The organism is Candidatus Hydrogenedens sp. (genome assembly GCA_035361075.1).
GTDB lineage: Bacteria > Hydrogenedentota > Hydrogenedentia > Hydrogenedentales > Hydrogenedentaceae > Hydrogenedens.
Genome location: DAOSBX010000021.1, coordinates 16,112 through 36,606, shown reverse-complemented (window position 1 = coordinate 36,606; position 20,495 = coordinate 16,112). Strand labels below are relative to the sequence as shown.

Below are 20,495 nucleotides of genomic sequence, written 5' to 3'. Positions count from 1 at the left end.
AATATTCAATATGAGGAATAATGGCACATTAAGAGCTGGAGTGGTTGGCTTTGGGTATTTAGGATACCATCATACAAGAATTTACTCAGATATTGATGAGGTTCAATTAGTAGGTGTGGTAGATATATCTGAGGAACGACGTATTAAAGCAGAAACAGATTTTCATGTTCCTGCATATACAAATCTAAGTGACCTTTTAAATAAAGGGGTTGATATCGTTTCTGTGTGTACTCCTACCTCAACTCATGCGGAGATAGCAATTCCTTTGCTAGAGACAGGTATCCATGTTTTGGTTGAGAAACCTATAGCATCAAATATTCAGGAAGCAAAAAGATTGATTGAAAAAGCCCAAGAAAAAGGATGTGTTTTACAGATTGGGCATATTGAACGTTTCAATGGAGCGGTTCGAGCCCTATTTAATTTAATTGAGACGCCACGATTTATTGAATGTCATCGGCTTAGCCCTTTCCCCAACAGAGGAACAGATGTAAGTGTTATTCATGACTTGATGATACATGATATTGATATTGTTCGATGCTTAACGAACAGTCCTATTGTCTCATTGGACGCAGTCGGAGTTGCGGTTTTCTCACAATCAGAAGATATTGCCAATGTTCGCATTCGTTTCCAATCGGGCTGTGTAGCCAATCTAACAGCGAGCAGAGTTTCAATGGACCGATTAAGAAAAATTCGGATATTTTCCGATAAAGAGTATGTTTCCACAGATTATAGTTCTCAAAGTCTCTTGATTTATCGGAAAAAACCAGGAGTTATTCCACAAAATTGTAATCCAATGGAATTTATCGAAATTACCCCGATTAATGTGTCAGATGAAGAACCGTTACGGGTAGAATTAACGTCATTTATAAATTCTGTCCGAAATGGAACACCTCCAGAGGTGACAGGTGAAGATGGCTTAAAAGCATTGGAATTAGCTACTCAGATTGTTGAACAAATTCGGAGTATAAAGTGAACACGATTTTTTGGATAGTAGGCGACCCATCCGCAGATTTACATTGTGCAGAAGTAATTCAAGAGTTAAAACATTTACGCCCTGAACTTGTTAATGTCGGTTTAGGCGGTGAAAACATGAAGGAAAAGGGGTTTGTATTACTCCATGACCTTTGCTCAAATGCAATTATGGGTTTTTTCGAGGTATTAAAGCATTTAGGACAAATAAAAATATTAATGCAAAAAACCTTAGAATGGATTAAAGAATATAAGCCAGAATTAGTTATTCTTGTAGATTATCCTGGCTTTAACCTCCATATTGCTCCCCTTATAAAAAGATTGGGGATACCGATGATTTACTATATTAGCCCACAGGTTTGGGCATGGAAAAAATCACGGACAAGGAAAATTGCTTCATTAGTTCAAAAAGTACTTGTGATTTTTCCTTTTGAAGTGCCTATTTACCAACAAGCAGGTGTTGATTGTGTATATGTAGGACATCCATTATTGGATCGAATCCCTGAACCCCGAAAACTATTAGATTTTTCCGAACCTCCTTATCGCATTGCGTTATTGCCTGGTAGTCGTTATCAGGAGATACAGCGGATTTTCCCTGTAATGTTAGAAACAGCTCAAAAGTTTTTAAGCCTATATCCCGATACCGAGTTTATGGTTCCTGTTCTAAGTAAAGAGAATATGAACGTGGTACAGGCAATTGCAGGAGATTTTCCCTTAAATATTTGTGAGAAGGGGATGGAAACAGTATTACGAAATGCTCACACAGGTATTGTAGCCTCTGGCACTGCCACATTAGAATCAGCCCTCTTTAAAATGCCTTTTGTGCTTGTTTATCGGACTCATCCGTTAACATATTACATTGCACGTCAATTAGTAAGCATACCATATGTCGGAATTGTTAATATACTTATTGGAAAACAGGTCGTCCCTGAATTAATCCAAAACCAAGCCACCCCAGAACATATTTTGTCTTTAATAATAGATTTGATAAAAAATTCGACTTTTAGGGATAATATGTTATATGCTTTTGATGAGGTAAGGGAAATATTAGGTCCCTCCGGAGCAGGGAAACGAACCGCAATAGAAATTTTAAAAACTTTGGGCTTATACCCTGTAAAGTGATTATATAAAGGTTATGTTTCATGAGTCAGGGAGATTTATTTTCCTATCAACAAGAAAATACAGAGCGAAAAAGGCTATTCCTTTTTGATAGTATGGGTTTTATATTCCGTTCATTTTATGCTATTCAAGCTCCATTAAAGGATAAAGAGGGTAGACCCACTAATGCGGTATACGGCTTTGCACGTGCTCTACTTAAAGTATTGCGTGAATATGAACCTGAATACGTCTCCGCAGTATTTGATGCTCCTGGAAAAACGTTTCGAGAGGAAATGTACGCAAAATACAAAGCCAACCGCCCTGAACCACCTAAAGAATTAACAATCCAAATTCCTATGGCAATTCACCTTGTTGAGAGTTTACAAATACCACATATTTTTATAGAGGGTTATGAAGCGGATGATATTTTAGCTACGCTATCAGAAAAGGCTAAAAACGAAAATTATGAGGTCGTTTTGGTTTCTGGGGATAAAGACATTATGCAGTTGATTTGTTCTGACATTCAGATGTATGACCCGTACAAAGGGGAGAACGGAAAGTGGTATTCTGAAAAAGATGTGTGGGAACGTTTTGGAACAGACCCGCAACATGTGCCAGATGCACTTGCGCTTATTGGAGATTCTGCCGATAATGTTCCAGGTGTCCCAGGCATCGGTGATAAGACTGCAAAAAAACTAATGGAAAAATATTGTTCACTTGAAAATCTTTATAAACATCTCGACGAAATTTCAGGAAAAATTAAAAAATCATTAGAAGACCATAAAGAGGATGTGTTTTCTTTCCGCAAATTATTAACACTTCGCAAAGATGCACCAATAGGTTTTAGTATTAAGGATTTGAAACGTAAACCTATCAACGAAGAGATACTACGTGAAGAACTGCACAACCTTTCTTTTCTGTCCTTAATTCGTGAACTACAACTAACCTCATCAGAACACAAAAAACAAATGGAAATAAACAAACAGCCATTTGTTGTTATAAATAAGAAAGATGATTTAGAACATTTTTTAAATAAAATCGAATCTGAGGACTGTTTTTCATTTGACCTTGCTACCCATAATGGTGGTATACTTAATTCAGATGTAGTGGGTATTGCAATTTCCCTCAAAGAAAAACGTAATTATTTTATTCCCTTCAAAAATTTAAGAGACGAAAAAAGTGACCTACATTATGCCGAATATCAAAAGGCAATCAGGTCTATTTTTCAAAATGAAAATTTAAAGAAACTGGGGTTTGATTTGAAGAAATCCATCCAACTGCTTCATAAGTATGATATTGAATTACAAAGGATTGAAATGGATGTTATGTTAGCTTCCTACCTTGTCGATACAAATGTAAATAACCATTCGTTGGAGGCATTAGCAGGTAGATTTTTAGGTGATTATCGCCTGTTACAAGAAGATACTTCGCACTCTTCTCAGCAAGAAAATGATGACCGAAATGTAAAAATTAACAAATCTGCTCAACGCTCAGAGATTATCTATTTATTATATCCCATACTTCAAGAAAAATTAAGAGAACAATCATTAGACACATTATATCGTGAAATAGAAGTACCTCTAATTTCGGTGCTTGCCCGAATGGAAGAGAATGGAATCACTATGGACCTTAACGTATTCCAAGCACTGAAGGAAGAGATAAGTTCTCGCATACAATTATTGGAACAGGAAATTTATAAAACGGCAGATATGCAATTTAACATTAACTCGCCAAAGCAACTCCAATCTGTCCTTTTTGATAAGTTGGGGCTAAAACCTTTGCGAAAAACGAAAACAGGGGCTTCTACAGATATTGAAGTTCTGGAGGAATTAGCAAGCCAACATCCACTGCCTGCTTTGATTATTGAATACAGAACATTGCAAAAATTGCTCAATACGTATGTGGAAGCATTACCAAAATTAGTAAATCCCAATACAGGTAAGATTCATACAACATTTAATCAGGCAGTAGTTGCCACTGGAAGACTTTCCAGTAGCGACCCCAATTTGCAAAACATACCAATACGTACTGATTATGGTAAAAGAATAAGAGAAGGTTTTATTGCGTCCAGCCCAGACTGGACATTGATATCTGCTGATTATTCGCAGATTGAGTTAAGAATATTAGCCCATCTTTCTGAAGACCCAACATTATGCAGTGCTTTTTATAATGACCGCGACATTCACCGTGAAACGGCTGCACAGATATTTGAGATTCCATTTGATAAAGTAACAGATGAACATCGACGTCAGGCTAAAGCCATAAACTTTGGTGTTATCTATGGTATGACCCCATACGGATTATCGAAAGCGGTCGGATTTAGCACTTCTGAAGCAAGTCAATTTATCGAATCATACTTTAAACGGTTTTCAAAGGTGAAACAATGGTTAGACCAGACTATTGAAGAAGCACGAAAACAAGGATATATAACAACGTTGTTCAATCGGCGAAGGTATATATCGGATTTGAATAGTTCAAATCAGGTCGTAAGAAGATCTGCAGAACGAATGGCAGTAAACACTCCTGTACAAGGTAGTGCTGCTGATATAATTAAGAAGGCGATGATTGAAGTTGACCATTTTTTACAGGATGTAGGTGCACGATTATTATTACAGGTTCATGATGAATTATTGATTGAGGTACCAAGAAAACAAGCAAAAGATGTTGCATATCAGGTAAAATCAATTATGGAGAAAGTAGTAACACTGCGGGTGCCTCTAAAAGTTGATATAGGTTTAGGTAATAATTGGGCTGAGGCTCATTAATCATTACAAAGTAGTAAATATGAGCGGAATAGTTCCGCCTTAAAATTAAGGGTTTATTTATGAATGAACATCATTCCACTGTAAACAACAAACAACAAAATCAATGGAAGTATAGGTCTATGGGAAACAAGAAAACTTATTCGCATCGTTCAAGTTCTCATCAAAGCCAAAATCGTAGTAATCGGAACAATCGAAACAACCGCACTAATCACCAGAATCAACCTAAAAAACCACCAGTTCTCGATATTGCGGAGGAAGAGTTTGATGAAATTCGGACAGACGGTCCAGAAATTGCTATTGCGGACCTTAAAAAAATGTCTGTCCAGCAATTGAGTGAAATCGCAACGAATCTTTCCATTGAGGACCCTGGGTCACTTAAAAAACAAGACCTTATCTTTAAAATTTTGCAAAGGAGTTTTGAACATTCAGGGTCTGTAGTTGGTGAAGGGACACTTGAAATCCTTCCTGATAATTACGGATTTCTTCGTTCTCCAGACGCATCTTATCTGCCAGGACCTGACGATATTTATGTATCACCTTCACAAATACGTAAGTTCGGTTTGCGAACAGGGGATACAATTCGCGGGCATGTACGGCCTCCAAAGGAGGGAGAACGATATTTTGCCTTATTAAAGGTGGAGTCTGTAAATGGAGACCCGCCAGAAATGGCTCATCAACGATTACTTTTTGATAGTCTAACACCTTTACACCCTAATGAACGTTTTGTGCTCGAAACAACTCAAGATGAAATTGCAATGCGAATTATGGATTTAATTTCACCTATCGGAAAAGGCCAACGAGGACTTATTGTTGCCGCCCCATTCACAGGAAAAACAGTGCTACTGCAAAAAATTGCAAATAGCATAACAAAAAATCATCCTGAAGTAACTATTATTGTTTTGCTTATTGATGAACGACCTGAAGAGGTTACTGATATGCGTCGTTCGGTTGCTGCTGAGGTGATAGCTTCTACCTTTGATGAACCACCCGACCGACATGTTCAAGTGGCAGAAATGGTACTGAACAAGGCGAAACGGTTGGTTGAGCATAAAAAAGATGTTGTTATTCTCTTGGACTCAATGACACGACTTGCCCGTGCTTATAATGTGCTTGTGCCTTCCAGTGGAAAAGTTCTTTCTGGAGGTATTGAAGCCAATGCCTTGCAAAAACCAAAGCGATTTTTCGGTGCAGCACGAAAAGTTGAAGAAGGTGGAAGCTTGACCATTCTTTCTACCGCCTTAATAGACACAGGAAGTCGTATGGATGATGTAATCTTTGAAGAATTCAAAGGCACTGGCAATATGGAAATTCACCTTGACCGACGTCTGATGGAGAAACGAATATTCCCAGCAATTAATGTTATGCTTTCTCGAACACGAAAAGAAGAGTTGTTAATTCCAAAAGAAGACCTCGAAAAGATTTGGTTATTACTCCGTGTTCTGAGCCCATTAGATACAGTTGAAGCCACAGAACTCCTGATTGAAAAACTCAAAAAGACAAAGAACAATGCCGATTTCCTGAACAGTATGCAAAAAATGTGAAAATAACTTCACAGTTATATTAAACTGTTCTATAAAAAGAAGGATTTCTAAGCCAGGAAGTAAATTTGCGAGTTGTTCTCAGCGATAAAGAGTGGTTTTACGGCAAATACGCTCTCATAGCGGTTATTATTGCAATTTCTCTTACCTCCGCTGCGGTTATCTATTGGAATGAAAATAAAAAACAAACAAGCAATAATAACTCTGCAACTCAGACTATTGAAATACCTACTCAGGTTATCCCTATAGCTCCTATTCCTACACAACGTATTGATACGGGAATAAAAATAGAGGAAACAAAACAGGAACAAGAGTCGCAGGATAAATCTCATCCACAAGAAACCTTGATTGCTGTTGCAATCCAAGGTGCTGTACAAAAGCCTGGATTGTACTGGTTAGAAGTAAATTCAAGATTACAAACTTTAATTGATATGGCAGGGGGTATAAATCCTAATGCAGAAACTCGATATCTAAACCTCGCCGCACCATTAATAGATGGGACAACAGTTATCATTCCTGAAAAACGAAAAATCGAGTTTGATGGAAAAAATCTTAAAGCAAAAGGCCCCTCTCAACCTTCTTTTTATACTTTACCGACTAATATATCACTCCCTTCTAATACTAAAAATGAACAAATAAATGGAGCAGACCCAGATACAGGGGGAAGCATATCAAATTCGGGGAGTAATTCCAAAGATTCTACGACGAATTTAATTGATATTAACCATGCTACACAAAAGGAATTAGAAACATTACCTGGAATCGGTCCTGCCCTTGCTAATGCAATTATTTCCTATCGCCAAACAAAACCTTTCGATTCTATTGACGAACTTACATCTGTTTCAGGTATTGGTCCTAAACGTTTTGAGAAAATCCGTCCCTTTGTTACAGTAACTCCACCATAATAGACGTTTATACAATGTCGGGGAGCATAAAAACTTTATATAAATTACAGAAGGGTAGTCCTATTTAGGAAGTAAATAAGAGGGATATAGTGTCCCTAATCAAGAGTCATAATTTATGGAATCATCATTATTTGGGGGGTATTTATCACTTTGTTTAATCAACCTCAAAAAACAGAAAAACTAATTTTATGTGAATGTGTATAAAATTAAAATTTGTCATCTATTTTCCCCTACATTTTTAGTGGCATAATATATAGGTTATGTCATAACTAATTGATACAAAATAATTTGCAAATTATTTGCCACGATAACCCTAATTGATAAATTTATTGTGTATAAGTTGTGGAAAAGTTAATTTCAGACTCATTATTTCAGGTAAAAATACATGTGGAAATCTTAAAACGGGATATGTTGTTCCAGTTTAATTTATTTATTTTTAACAAAAGAAAAAGTATGTTTGTTATTTGGTAAAAATAAAAGAAAAAATGGTATTCTAAATATTTAACAATATTGGAGATGTTATTATGGGTCACATTGTAAATCCTCAGAGAGAATATCAATTATTACAGAAGCAGATGGATCATTTTATAACAACTGCACCAGAATCACCTATTTTACTTGAAATTCTGAAAATGTTATTTACGCCAGAAGAAGCCAATCTTGCACGTCAACTCCCGACATGTCCTACTCCACTATCTAAACTATCGAAAAAACTTAAAATGGAACCGCAGGCTTTAGAAGATAAACTTTCAGAATTAGCATTAAGAGGACTTGTAGTTGATGTAAAGAAAGGGCAGGAACGTTTCTTTGCTCTTGCTCCTGTTTTAGGTGGCATATTCGAATTTATTATGATGCGTATTCGAGACAACCTTCCGGTTCCCCAATTAGCCGAGTTATTTGACCAATATATAAAGAAAAACCAGAATTTTATTTACGCCTCCTTTGATACAAAATATCCATTCGCTCGTGCATTTGTAAGAGAAGAGTCACTTCCTGACGAAAAGGAGGTATCTACTGAAGTTCTAGATTGGGAACGAGTTTCAAAGATAATTGAAACCGCATCCAATGTAAGTGTTGGCTTATGTGCATGCCGTCATAATAATCAGCATCTTGGTAAGGCATGTTCAAACCCATTAGAAACTTGCATCTCGATAAATGGTGGTGCGGATGCAATGATACAAATGAAAATATCGAAACAAATTACCACCAAGGATGCAATGAACATTGTTGAAAACTGTAAAAAACATCAATTAGTACAGATTGGAGATAATGTCCAGCAGGGAGTTACATTTTTATGCAATTGCTGTTCTTGTTGTTGTTCCTTGATTAATGCTATCCGCACATGTAATATTAAACATGCAATTAAAACCTCTAACTGGGTTATGTCAGTTGACAAAGAGAAATGTAAAGGTTGTGGCAAATGTACAGCGGTATGTCCAGTTCAAGCTATTGAACTAAAGAAGGTAAAGGAGTTAGATAATCAACCATCCACTGCTGATGTAGATGATACACTTTGTTTAGGATGTGGAGTGTGTTCAACAGTGTGTAAATCTGGTGCAATAAATATGAAACCCCGACCACAACGCGTTCTTCCTCCAGAAACGGCTTTTGAACGAATGGTCCAAAGAGCAGTTGAAAGAGGTGTTTTATCAGACCTCATTTTAGAAAATCCCGAGAAATTGTCATACCGTGCATTCGCTTATATTTTATCTGTACTCGAAAAGACATCTGCTGGTAAAGCGTTATATTCTATAAAACCATTAAACTCTATTTTCTTTAATCAAGCCATAAAAATCCTTCGTTCAGAATAATCTATAACTTAGAAGTCAAAAGGTACTATTTATGACGATGACAGCTAAAAACAGGTTTTTAACGGCATTATCACTCCAAAAACCAGACCGATTGCCTGTCACAACTCATCATGTTATGCCTTATTTCTTGAATACATACCTTAATGGGATGGATGTCCAGCCATTTTTTGATTATTTTGGTTTAGACCCGATATTGTGGCTTGAGCCTTTAAAGCCTAATCCACAACTCAATGAGTACTGGGATGAGAAAAAACGATTTATCATATCAGACCAGTGGCGAATTGACGTTGAAGTCCTATCATGGAATGGGACATATCCAACAGAAAAAGTAACAATACAAACTCCTAAAGGTAAATTAAGTGCTGTTCGGCAGTTCAATGAGTATACCATTTGGCTTTTAGAACGACCCATTAAAAAAAAATCAGATATTGACCTGCTTCAATATATGACAAAGCCTATCTATGATGTCATGCACATAAATCAATCAGCAGAAACCTATGGTGAACGAGGACTTGTACGGGGAACAATTATGCCGTGTTTTGATATATTTGGACAACCAGGATGTTGGCAAGATTTGGCGTGCATGTTTGGTATAGAAAACCTAATTTTACAAGTATATGATGACCCTATGTGGGTTCACGAATCCTTAAAAATTCTTCAGGATAGAAAAATAACAACCATAAAATCACTAAAAGGAGCCAAGTATGATATTTTAGAATTAGGTGGCGGAGATGCTTCATCCACCATAATTTCACCTAAAATTTTTGAAGAATTTGTTGCCCCGTATGATTCTATACTAATCGAGGAGGCTCACAAACAAGGACAAAAAGTGGTTTATCATACCTGCGGAGGTATGATGCCGATACTGGAGTTAATTGTCAGTATGAAGCCTGATGCAATTGAAACATTAACACCGCCACGAATGGGTGGTGATGTTAATCTTGCGGAAGCTAAACGAAGAGTAGGGGACAAGGTGTGTTTGATAGGTGGTTTTGACCAATTCCATTATTTTATTAATTCTACAGAAGAAGAAACACGAAAGGCCGTTAGACAATGTTTTGAGCAAGCAGGCGAAGGAGGAGGATATATTTTATCACCATCAGATCACTTTTTTAATGCTTCACTTGACCTCATTTGTGCTTATGCAGATGAAGCAAGGAAATGCAAATATTATTAGCGGAAACAAAAAAGTTTTTAGGAATAGAAAACAAAAAAGTTTTGTTGTCGGTTTATGGATAGGAGAAATTTATATAAAATATTATTATAATTGTGCATAAAAAATCATTAATTTACCAATGAGGAACTAACTATGCTTAATGATGCTTTAATGCTTGCCCGTATCCAATTTGCTCTAACTGCAATATTCCATTATCTTTACCCGCCGTTAACAATTGGTTTGGGCTGGATTATGGCTTTTATGTCCTATAAGAGATTTAAAACAGAAGAAGACCTTTACGACAAAATGTCCCGTTTCTGGACAGGAATATTCGCTATTACTTTTGCTATGGGAGTTACAACAGGGATTGTAATGGAGTTCGAATTTGGTACAAATTGGTCAGAATACTCACGTTTTGTAGGAGATGTGTTTGGTTCGCCTCTCGCAGCAGAAGCGTTAATTTCATTTTTCCTTGAATCTACATTTTTAGGGATTTTAGTATTTGGTTGGAATCGTGTCTCGAAGAAGATGCACTTTTTCGCTACATTAATGGTTGCATTAGGGGCAACACTCTCCGCTCTTTGGATTATCGTGGCAAACTCATGGCAACAAACGCCTGCAGGTTATCATGTTGTAGAGACAGCCTTAGGACCACGGGCAGAAATTACAAATTTTTGGCAAATGTTCTTTAATTACTCCACAATAGGAAGGTTCTCACATGTGATTTTTAGTGCAATTGTCAATTCTGCATTTGTAGTAATGAGTATATCTGCATACTATTTATTGAAAGGCAAGTATGAAAACTTTGCTAAATATTCCTTAAAGGTAGCATTGGTTTTTGGATGCATAGGTGCGTATTTAGTTTTATTAGCAGGGCATCATCAAGCCATTGTAGTTTCCAGACATCAGCCCGCTAAATTGGCAGCATTTGAAGGGCATTTTAAGACGACTGGGGAAGGTACACCCTTTTATTTATTCGGAATCCCAAATGAGCAGGCACAACGTGTCGATTATGGAGTTGCCGTCCCAGGATTCCTGAGTTTCCTTGTGTATTTTGATTTTACAAAGCCTGTTACAGCCTTAGACCAATTTCCACCTGAAGATCGACCACCAGTAGCACTGCCATTCTTTTCTTTTCACATTATGGCAGTGTTAGGTATGTTTTTTATTCTTCTTACAACGTTGTCTATGTTTTTATGGTGGCGAGGCACGCTGTTTAATTATCGGTGGTTATTATGGATTTTTGTTTTTTCATTTCCGTTGCCTTATATTGCCAATATGCTCGGATGGATAGCAGCGGAAGTGGGTAGACAGCCATGGATTGTTCAAAATTTGCTACGTACAAAGGATGGAATAAGTCCTGGAGTATCTGCAAGCCAAGTTTTAGGTTCGATGATAATGTTTACCACAATATACTCAGTATTGTTTATCCTTTATATATTTCTTTTATTGAAAAAAATCAAAAAGGGACCTGAGGTCCTAACTCACTAAACTCTTCAGAAGAGGAGATAGATTATGCTACTGAATGTTATCTGGTTTATATTGTTAACGGTTCTAATTATTGCATACGCAATTTTAGAAGGATTTGATTTAGGAGTAGGTATTCTTCACCTTTTTACAAAGAGAGATGAACATAGACGGATTATGATGAACGCTATCGGTCCCGTTTGGGATGGCAATGAAGTGTGGCTAATTACATTCGGTGGGGCTTTATTTGCCGCATTTCCAACAGCGTATGCTACTGTATTTTCTGCCTTTTATACACCATTTATGTTGTTATTATGTTCATTAATTTTCCGTGCCGCTTCGTTGGAATTCCGTAGCAAAGTTGATTCCCTATTCTGGAAACGGATTTGGGATTTTTTATTTTCTATTTCAAGTCTTGTGGCAACATTACTCTTAGGTGTTGCAGGAGGAAATGCGATAACAGGAATTGCTATTAACGAAAAAGGAATTTATATTGGCAATTTCTTTTCTTTTCTAAATCCCATAGGAGTGTGTACTGGTATTTTTGTCATTGTTCTTTTTGCCCTACATGGTTCACTTTATCTTCAATTTAAAACAGAAGGTGAATTGAATTACCAAATGAAACAAACAGCAAAAGTATTAAGTTTTTTAGTCCTTATTCTTTTCGCTGTACTAACGTCAGTTAGTTTTTACACAGTTCCATGGGCAAGACCTAATTTGTTAACTTCTATAGCTGGTTTATTTGCTGTTTTGTCATTGGCTCTCACTTTATTATATTGTTGGAGAGAAGAGGGTAAATTAGGCTTTTTTTCTAATGTGGCTTACATTTTTATGCTAATTCTTATCTTTGCTTCAAATATGTTTCCATACTTAGTCCGTTCTTCTATAAATCCCGCTTTTAGTCTGGACATTTACAATACCGCTTCCAGTCAGAAGACATTGACGATTATGTTGGGAATTGTATTAGCAGTTTTGCCTATTGTTCTTGTATATACAGGTTATGTGTATTGGGTATTTCGTGGTCCTGTCAAATTAGACGAGACTTCCTACTAAGGCAGGTTTAAATTGAACCCACCAAAAATGTAATATACTTAAAACAACATAAGAATAGGTTTTTGTAAGATAGGAGCATGAGGACCATGAAAGAAAATTATGCACTTGGTTTGGATTTTGGAACAAATTCAGTTCGTGCATTAATAGTAAACGTGCAGACAGGCGAAGAGATAGGAACTGCAGTTGTAAACTATGCTCATGGCGAACAAGGAATTATATTATCAGCCAAAGATCCCCATCTTGCACGTCAACACCCGGAAGATTATCTTACAGGTTTAGAAGTTGTAGTTAAAAAGGCTATAGAGGATGCCAAAAACAATCATAAAGGCTTTTCTCCAGGAACTATTATAGGTATCGGTGTTGATACGACAGGAAGTACACCACTACCTGTGGATAAAGAAGGAATACCTTTAGCCTTTCATCCTGAATTTGCTAACGACCCAAACGCTATGGCATGGCTCTGGAAAGACCATACCTCGTATGCAGAGGCAGATGAAATTACACAGCAGGCAAAACAACAACGCCCACATTTCCTTGCCAAATGTGGAGGAACATATTCCTCAGAATGGTTTTGGTCAAAACTCTTGCACTGTCGGAGAGTTGCTCCGAATGTATTTACTTCAGCCTATACATGGGTTGAATGTGCTGACTGGATTCCCGCTGTTCTGACTGGAACATCTCATCCCAGTAAGATAAAACGAGGTATCTGTCCCGCAGGACATAAAGCGATGGCAAATCCCGCTTGGAATGGTTATCCAGACGAGACCTTTTTAGGGTCACTTGACCCAGAGTTGGCACGGGTACGTCAGACGTTGCCTGACATTTTGTATTGCGTTAAAGATAAAGCAGGTGAATTAACACAGGAGTGGGCGGAAAAATTAGACCTACGTCCAGGGATACCTGTGGCTGTAGGTGCGTTTGATGCACATTTAGGTGCAGTCGGTTGTGGTATTGCACCAGGAGTGCTAACAAAAATTGTAGGCACATCTACCTGTGATATGATGGTTGCTCCATTAGAGGAACAACTACCGGATATCCCCGGTTTATGTGGGATTGTCCCCGAATCTATCTTGCCAGGTATGTTCGGTCTTGAAGCTGGACAGTCCGCCTTTGGAGATATTTATAACTGGTATGTCCAATATATCCAACCTGGAGGACCAACCCAAGGTTCCCATGAACAACTAACTAAAGAAGCAGAAAAGTTAAAACCTGGAGAAACAGGACTTTTAGCGTTGGATTGGCACAACGGGAATCGTACTGTTTTAGTAGACCCACAATTGACAGGAGCGATTCTTGGCTTGACTTTAATTACAAAGCCTGCAGAAATATACCGAGCATGGATTGAGGCGACTGCCTTCGGAGCACGGGTTATTATGGAACGATTTGAAGAATATGGGCTAAAAGCGAATCGGGTTATTAATTGCGGAGGTATCGCTATGAAAAATCCGCTGGTAATGCAAATCCTTGCGGATGTCATGGGCAAAACAATGGAAATATCTCGAAGTCAACAAACCTGTGCTTTAGGCTCTGCTATTTGTGGTTCGGTAGTCGCAGGTAGTCAAAACGGTGGACATGATAATTTTGCCACAGCAGTAGATGCTATGACGGGTGTACAATCTACAAAATACATTCCAAACCCAGAAAATCAAAAGATATATAATCAATTATATAAACTGTATCGTCAATTGCATGATGCATTTGGAACAAAAGAGTATCAGGGTAATCTCGCCAATGTAATGAAGGAACTTTTAACTCTACGTCGAACTGTGACTCAGGATTAATTATCAACAATTATGTATTCTTAAGGTGGGGTTATTTTACCTAAAATAACAGGATGTGATGCACCTGTTACCTGAGGAATATTAGCAGGTGTTCCGCAGATAGTTTCATTTCCAAGAATAGCGAACGCAAGTGCTTCCCTACACGAATTAGGTATCCCATACTGGTCACTGGTAAATACAGGTATCGGTGCAAAACTACGTGCAATCCACTTAAATATGGTTTTATTCTTTGCTCCACCACCACCAATAATCACATGGTCAATTTCGTATTTTGGTTTTACAAATCTTTCATAAGCATCGACAATGGTTCGTACTACTACTGTTGTTACTGTTGCAACGAGGTCTTCGAATGAGTATTCCTTCCGACTCGCAAGGGCATCACGCAAATAAACCTCTTCGCTAAAATCTTCTCGACTCGCCGCTTTCGGTGGAACCTTAATGAAGAAGGGGTGGTCAAGCAAATACTCAAGAAACTCATCAATAACTTGTCCATGTTTTGCAGCTCGACCATCCCTGTCCATGTTTTCTTCACCACGAGTTAACAGTCGAACTGTTGAATCAATAATCATGTTTCCAGGACCCGTGTCAAAAGCAAAGATATTTTCAAATTCAGGTGTGATTACTGCCATATTTGCTAACCCACCAATATTAATACAAAGAATAGTTCTTTTAGAACGGCGAAAGAGAATCCAATCTGCATAGGGCATTAATGGCGCTCCTTGACCACCTGCTGCCATATCACGTGCTCTAAAATCAGAAACAACAGGCAAACCTGTACGTTCTGCAATAATTGCAGGTTCACCAATCTGCAAAGTTCCAATCTTAGAAAAGGTAGGGGGTGTTAAATGTGCAATGGTATGTCCATGAGAGGCAATTAAGTCCACATCAAAATTTTGTTCCTTTGCAATCTTAATCATTTCTAACCCTGCTTGGGCAAACAATTCCCCTATCTGAAAGTTTAATTGGCATACTTCACGTTCCGTTTTATGTTCCGATAATAATGCCAGTCGTATGTCTTCTGTATATGGAAATGTATTTGAAGCAAGAAGTCGTATTGCCATCTCCGGTCCTGTACCCTTTAGGCGAACTAATACCGCATCAATACCATCACATGAGGCTCCAGAGACAAGTCCAACAACATATCGTGGAATTTTATCTTGAAGTGCTTTTAAGTCAAACATACGTAATATCACCTTATGTAAAGTTATTTCTATAATAATATTTTATAATATATTATTTGTTGACATTATTATAAATAATATACCTTTTTAACATTAAGTTCAAATTTTTATTGATAAAAAATTAGGAAATATTCTTCTATTATGATTTATAGCACATTCTCGACATCCGACATAGCAAAACGGCTAACATGCTTTTTTCTGGTTTTATTAAGAAAAACAGGACAATCCTGGAAAATAGTTCATTCCTTGTTATCAATGGGAGAAGACAATGTATTATGTTTTTTGAATGGAGAAGGACAACATTGTAATAACTATTTACAAACGAGGCTTGTTTTTGATAAAGAGGAATTCATAAAAACAGAAATATATCTTAATAAAATATTAGAAGAAGGTTGGTCTATTGCATACATTGGCTCCGATAAGTATCCAAAACAATGGTTACCTCTCGGAAATGATGCACCTCCTATAATGTTCTTTAAGGGGAAGTTTCCATTAGATAATACTGTAAAAACCGTTGCGGTAGTTGGTACAACAAAACCATCCCAATATATGGCAAAACTGGTTTCAGATACGGTTCAATTTTTTGTTCAACATAGTTTTTCACATATCTCTGGAGGTGCAGTAGGGGTTGATTGTATTGGACATGAGACAGTCCTAAGTTTAAGTGGTTTTACACGTGTTATTCTTCCTTGTGGTATTTTTTGTTTCAACATACCTCCGTTGTGGGAAGAAGGAATCCAGAATGGAAATATGCAACTAATAAGCCCATGGTTGCCTGACGCCGATTGGTTAAAATCACAGGCTGTCCGACGTAATCAACTTATAGCAACACTTGCTCATGTCGGTTGTGTATTTCAACCTTCCCATGCAGGAGGGAGTCTTAGTGTGGCTCGAAACCTTTTAATGAGGGGATTGCCAGTATTCGTTTATAATCCACAGGGATTTGCCAAGATATTAGATTATTTGCCAAAGGTAACACCCCTGTTGAAAGATAATCACGAATTGAATTATCCAGAATTAGAAAAAAGTTTAAATATAGAAATAGAAACAACAACTCACTTGCCAAAAGATTTATTTAACTTATAAATTCATCTTCCGTGTTTGGCAAATAGAAACATTTATTTTAGAAATGTTGGGCAATAATAAAATAGGTATTGTTATATGTTGAGCCGTTGTTTCAAAATGGTCTCTGTCTTTTGGAATACTTCTTCGGGAGTTCCTTCCGCAGAAATAGTAATTAGTAACCCCTCTTTTTCATAATAATCCGCTAATGGAGCCGTGCTTTCTTCGTATGTCTTTAATCGCACACGAATAGCTTCTGGTTGGTCATCTTCGCGTTGAAACAATTCGCCACCACATTTGTCGCAAATACCATCAACCTTGGGTGGGTTAAAAATGATATGTGCTGTTCCTTTACATTGTTTGCAAGTTCTCCGACCACTCAATCGTTTAACTACTTCTTCAGTATCTAATGTGTAATTTAGAACCGCATCTAATTTAATATTTAACTCTGCCAATAATTGTTTTAATGCTTCTGCTTGATGCACAGTTCTCGGGAAACCATCAAGTAAAAAGCCATAACCGCTACTTAAACAATTTTTCCGTTCACGAACAAGATTAATCACTGTATCATCCGAGACAAGTTTACCTGCTTTCATGGCTTCCATCGCTTCTTTCATTGCCGGGCTTAACGAATCAGCAGGTGTGTTTTTTGCAGCACGAAATACATCGCCAGTTGAAAGCTGGACAGCCCCATATTTCTTGCTCAAAAACTCTGCCTGTGTCCCTTTACCTATTCCTGGGGCTCCAAGCAAGACGATATGTAAAGGACGTGCAGGTTTTGGCAAATCACTTTTACACTCTGTGCCATAAAGCCATGCATTAATTACACCTTCATTTACCATAAGGATACCCTCCTGTTGTTGTAAGGTTTGTTTATTTGTTTTACTCAAAAAGTGTTTTAAGTATAACTAAAAAAACATTAACAATTCATTTTCTTAGTCAACTCTATTTGAAAGAAAAGTAGATTTTCAATATACTCATAAATAAAGATAAAGGAGAGTGTTATGAGAACAAGTAAATATCTAAAAAAAAGAACATTACGACAAATACTTATTATCAGCTTTATTCTTGCTATCCCGTCTGTGTTTGGTGATGTAATAACGTTGCACCAAGGATGGCAGGTTCAAAGTTCAAAGGGATTAGAACAGCAGGGAGATTACTGGTCAACAGTGGGTAAATCAACAGATGGCTGGTATAAAACGCAAGTCCCGAATACTGTGCTTGCTATTCTTGAAGATGCAGGTGTATACCCAAATTTGTATTATGGCACAAATCTTAAGAATGTGCCTGGTTATCAGGATGGACTGTGGTTAATTATGCCCAAAGATAGTCCTTTTCGAGACCCGTGGTGGTATCGCACGGAGTTTGATGTTCCTGAAGAGTGGAAAGGAAAAGAATGCACACTTCATCTGGATGGAATTAATTACGAAGCAGAAGTTTGGCTCAATGGAAAGAAAATAGCAGACTCTTCCGAAGTGAAGGGAATGTTTCGTAGATTTGAGTTTCTTGTGACTAATGACCTTAACTATGGTGCTCGAAATGCCTTAGCATTGAAAATCTCTCCCCCAGGATTATTGCCAGAAAAAGATTACGATACAAAACAAATTGAAGCCACAACAGGTTGGGACGACCACAATCCGCAACCACCAGACTTAAACATGGGAATATGGCAGGCAGTTTATATAAAAAATCAAGGGGCGGTTGCCCTAAGACATCCTTATGTAGAAACGAAACTATCGTTGCCAACGCTGGACAGTGCTGATTTAACGGTTTCTGTTTGGGCTACTAATTTAACGACATACGAAGTTGAAACAACAGTGAGAGGACAAATTGAAGACCGTGTTTTTGAACAAAAGGTTCAGTTAAAACCTGGAGAAAAACGTGAGATTATATTCACCCCACACGATTATCCTATTCTCCATATAACCTCCCCTCGCATTTGGTGGCCTGCTCCATTAGGAGAACAAAATCTGTATCAGCTTTCACTACAAGCCATTATAAATGACCAGTGTTCTGATATTGCCCAGACCCGTTTCGGAATTCGTGATGTATATACAGAACTAAACAATGAGGATTGGCGAACTTATTATGTAAATGGTGAAAAAATATTGATTCGTGGTGGAGCATGGATGACCTCTGACATGCTATTACGTTTAACACGTACACGTTATGAAGCCCTTATCCGATTTGCCCGAGAAGCAGGACTGAATATGCTTCGTTCCGAAGGATTCTCAATTCGTGAAACGGATTTGTTCTATGATTTGTGCGATGAGTATGGCGTTATGGTTACACAACAGATTTTCGGGCGGACTATTTTAGATGAAGACCTTGCTATTCGTTGTGTTGAAGACATGATGTTACGAATACGGAGCCATCCCAGTCTGGTTCACTTTCTTGGACATGATGAAACATTCCCATCAGATAAATTGGATACTGCATATAAAGACTTCATAGAAAAACATAGACTTCATAGAACCTATCAACCACATTCTGGAACATTTGTTACCACTACCCGTCGTTCTACAGGTGGAACACGTACAGGCACTCGGGAACTCTGGACGTATGCAAGTCCATCACATTATTATCTTAGGACACATGATGGTGCATGGGGATTTGCACAATCAGGAGGTATTGGTGGAATTATCGCTTCGCCTACGAGCATTAAGGAAATGTTACCCCCTGACCAGCTCTGGCCTGCTCTCGACACAGAGGCGTGGTCATTCCATACTGTAATTCAGGGAGGGACATATTTCTATGCTATTCGTGAGGCAATGAACCGCTGTTATGGACAGGCAGATAACTTAGAAGACTTTTCCAAAAAAGTGGAAACAATGAATTATAACAGTGCTCGAGGGATGTTTGAGGCTTACGCACGAAATAAATATTCAGCTACAGGGATAACAACATGGAAGTATGATGTTGCCTGGCCTGCCACACTTACATGGCATTATGTTGATTGGTACCTACGGCCTACATCCGCATATTACGGGGCGAAAAAAGCATGCGAGCCATTACATGTCCTTTTTGCTTATGATGATGAATGTGTGTGGTTGGTCAATAGCTACCGAAAGAAGTTCTCTAATTTGAAGGTCTTAGCAGAAGCATTTTATTTGAATGGTGAAATTTTCTGGTCAAGGGATAAATCTGCTGTCGAGGTTGCCGAAGATGGAAAAACAAAGGTAATGGAAGTAGATATCTCAAAAGAGCAAAGAAGTCCCATGTTCTTTTTACGATTACAACTTTTTGATGAAAACAACCAACTGATTTCAAGAAATACTTATTGGTTATCCGATAAGCCAGATATTCCAGGAGACACTGGCCATAACCTCAAAGGAATATTTTACACTCGCCCAAAATCTGTAGCTGACTTTACGAAGTTAAACGAGTTAACACCAACACAGATTCGTCTCAAAGGACAAGAAGCACTAAAAACGAATAATGAACGATTATTTAACGTACAAATCAAAAATGAAGGGGATACTATCGCATTTATGATTATTCCTGAATTATACTTGCCTGATAAACCAGGGTATGAACTCCCCCGTGTCTACTGGTCAGAGGGTGGTATAGTTCTGCGTCCAGATGAAGAAGTAGTAATACAAGCAAAGGTACCTCTGGATGTGGTTTCTGAAAATATACAACCAATTTTCGGAGCACGTGGTTGGAATGTTACATTAGCTCAATAGAGTAGTTATTATAACCTAAAATA

14 protein-coding genes are annotated in these 20,495 nt (G+C 37.7%); 12 read left to right on the top strand and 2 right to left on the bottom strand.

Annotation, left to right across the window (positions count from 1 at the left end):
• Nucleotides 1–10 precede the first annotated feature (10 nt).
• The 10 genes from PLJ10_08010 (at nucleotide 11) to PLJ10_07965 (ending at nucleotide 14,543) form a co-directional block, all read left to right on the top strand.
• Entirely contained in the window at nucleotides 11–973 is a 963-nt protein-coding gene (locus PLJ10_08010; protein ID HOK09593.1) for a Gfo/Idh/MocA family oxidoreductase, read from the top strand.
• Nucleotides 970–2,091: a lipid-A-disaccharide synthase gene (gene lpxB / locus PLJ10_08005; protein HOK09592.1), complete on the top strand. Its 1,122-nt coding sequence runs from the start codon at nucleotides 970–972 to the stop codon at nucleotides 2,089–2,091. Before PLJ10_08010 ends, lpxB begins: the two co-directional genes overlap by 4 nt.
• 20 nt (nucleotides 2,092–2,111) lie before the next feature.
• Nucleotides 2,112–4,832 carry a DNA polymerase I gene (polA, locus tag PLJ10_08000; protein ID HOK09591.1) on the top strand — a complete coding sequence of 907 codons (2,721 nt, stop codon included), beginning with the start codon at nucleotides 2,112–2,114 and terminating at the stop codon, nucleotides 4,830–4,832.
• Nucleotides 4,833–4,951: 119 nt separating this feature from the next.
• Nucleotides 4,952–6,373, top strand: a complete 1,422-nt coding sequence (gene rho / locus PLJ10_07995) for a transcription termination factor Rho (protein ID HOK09590.1) — start codon at nucleotides 4,952–4,954, stop codon at nucleotides 6,371–6,373.
• A gap of 65 nt (nucleotides 6,374–6,438) precedes the next feature.
• Nucleotides 6,439–7,275, top strand: a complete 837-nt coding sequence (locus PLJ10_07990; GenBank protein HOK09589.1) for a helix-hairpin-helix domain-containing protein — start codon at nucleotides 6,439–6,441, stop codon at nucleotides 7,273–7,275.
• Nucleotides 7,276–7,799: 524 nt separating this feature from the next.
• A complete protein-coding gene (locus PLJ10_07985) occupies nucleotides 7,800–9,086 on the top strand; it encodes a 4Fe-4S binding protein (GenBank protein HOK09588.1) in 1,287 nt (428 codons plus the stop codon).
• 31 nt (nucleotides 9,087–9,117) lie between these two features.
• Nucleotides 9,118–10,263: a uroporphyrinogen decarboxylase family protein gene (locus tag PLJ10_07980; GenBank protein ID HOK09587.1), complete on the top strand. Its 1,146-nt coding sequence runs from the start codon at nucleotides 9,118–9,120 to the stop codon at nucleotides 10,261–10,263.
• A gap of 132 nt (nucleotides 10,264–10,395) precedes the next feature.
• On the top strand, nucleotides 10,396–11,733 hold the full coding sequence (locus PLJ10_07975; GenBank protein HOK09586.1) for a cytochrome ubiquinol oxidase subunit I: 1,338 nt from the start codon (nucleotides 10,396–10,398) through the stop codon (nucleotides 11,731–11,733).
• A gap of 24 nt (nucleotides 11,734–11,757) precedes the next feature.
• On the top strand, nucleotides 11,758–12,762 hold the full coding sequence (cydB, locus tag PLJ10_07970; protein ID HOK09585.1) for a cytochrome d ubiquinol oxidase subunit II: 1,005 nt from the start codon (nucleotides 11,758–11,760) through the stop codon (nucleotides 12,760–12,762).
• An 86-nt stretch (nucleotides 12,763–12,848) separates the two neighbouring features.
• Nucleotides 12,849–14,543, top strand: coding sequence for a ribulokinase (locus PLJ10_07965; protein ID HOK09584.1), 1,695 nt, complete (start codon nucleotides 12,849–12,851; stop codon nucleotides 14,541–14,543).
• Nucleotides 14,544–14,563: 20 nt separating this feature from the next.
• On the opposite strand, the gene PLJ10_07960 is transcribed toward PLJ10_07965, so the two are convergent.
• Nucleotides 14,564–15,724, bottom strand: coding sequence for an anhydro-N-acetylmuramic acid kinase (locus PLJ10_07960; protein HOK09583.1), 1,161 nt, complete (start codon nucleotides 15,722–15,724; stop codon nucleotides 14,564–14,566).
• A 141-nt stretch (nucleotides 15,725–15,865) separates the two neighbouring features.
• On the opposite strand from PLJ10_07960, the gene PLJ10_07955 reads away from it, so the two are divergent.
• Entirely contained in the window at nucleotides 15,866–16,810 is a 945-nt protein-coding gene (locus tag PLJ10_07955) for a DNA-processing protein DprA (protein ID HOK09582.1), read from the top strand.
• Nucleotides 16,811–16,881: 71 nt separating this feature from the next.
• On the opposite strand, the gene PLJ10_07950 is transcribed toward PLJ10_07955, so the two are convergent.
• On the bottom strand, nucleotides 16,882–17,628 hold the full coding sequence (locus PLJ10_07950) for an adenylate kinase (GenBank protein ID HOK09581.1): 747 nt from the start codon (nucleotides 17,626–17,628) through the stop codon (nucleotides 16,882–16,884).
• Nucleotides 17,629–17,790: 162 nt separating this feature from the next.
• Here PLJ10_07950 and PLJ10_07945 point away from each other — a divergent pair, with 162 nt between their 5' ends.
• Nucleotides 17,791–20,472: a hypothetical protein gene (locus PLJ10_07945; GenBank protein ID HOK09580.1), complete on the top strand. Its 2,682-nt coding sequence runs from the start codon at nucleotides 17,791–17,793 to the stop codon at nucleotides 20,470–20,472.
• Nucleotides 20,473–20,495 lie beyond the last annotated feature (23 nt).

Excerpts from the sequence above, each read along its gene's own strand:
- PLJ10_08010 (HOK09593.1), top strand. The coding sequence starts at position 11 with ATGAGGAATAATGGCACATTAAGAGCTGGAGTGGTTGGCTTTGGGTAT.
- polA (HOK09591.1), top strand. The coding sequence starts at position 2,112 with ATGAGTCAGGGAGATTTATTTTCCTATCAACAAGAAAATACAGAGCGA.
- rho (HOK09590.1), top strand. The coding sequence starts at position 4,952 with ATGGGAAACAAGAAAACTTATTCGCATCGTTCAAGTTCTCATCAAAGC.
- PLJ10_07985 (HOK09588.1), top strand. The coding sequence starts at position 7,800 with ATGGGTCACATTGTAAATCCTCAGAGAGAATATCAATTATTACAGAAG.
- PLJ10_07980 (HOK09587.1), top strand. The coding sequence starts at position 9,118 with ATGACGATGACAGCTAAAAACAGGTTTTTAACGGCATTATCACTCCAA.
- PLJ10_07975 (HOK09586.1), top strand. The coding sequence starts at position 10,396 with ATGCTTAATGATGCTTTAATGCTTGCCCGTATCCAATTTGCTCTAACT.
- cydB (HOK09585.1), top strand. The coding sequence starts at position 11,758 with ATGCTACTGAATGTTATCTGGTTTATATTGTTAACGGTTCTAATTATT.
- PLJ10_07965 (HOK09584.1), top strand. The coding sequence starts at position 12,849 with ATGAAAGAAAATTATGCACTTGGTTTGGATTTTGGAACAAATTCAGTT.
- PLJ10_07960 (HOK09583.1), bottom strand. The coding sequence starts at position 15,724 with ATGTTTGACTTAAAAGCACTTCAAGATAAAATTCCACGATATGTTGTT.
- PLJ10_07955 (HOK09582.1), top strand. The coding sequence starts at position 15,866 with ATGATTTATAGCACATTCTCGACATCCGACATAGCAAAACGGCTAACA.
- PLJ10_07950 (HOK09581.1), bottom strand. The coding sequence starts at position 17,628 with ATGGTAAATGAAGGTGTAATTAATGCATGGCTTTATGGCACAGAGTGT.
- PLJ10_07945 (HOK09580.1), top strand. The coding sequence starts at position 17,791 with ATGAGAACAAGTAAATATCTAAAAAAAAGAACATTACGACAAATACTT.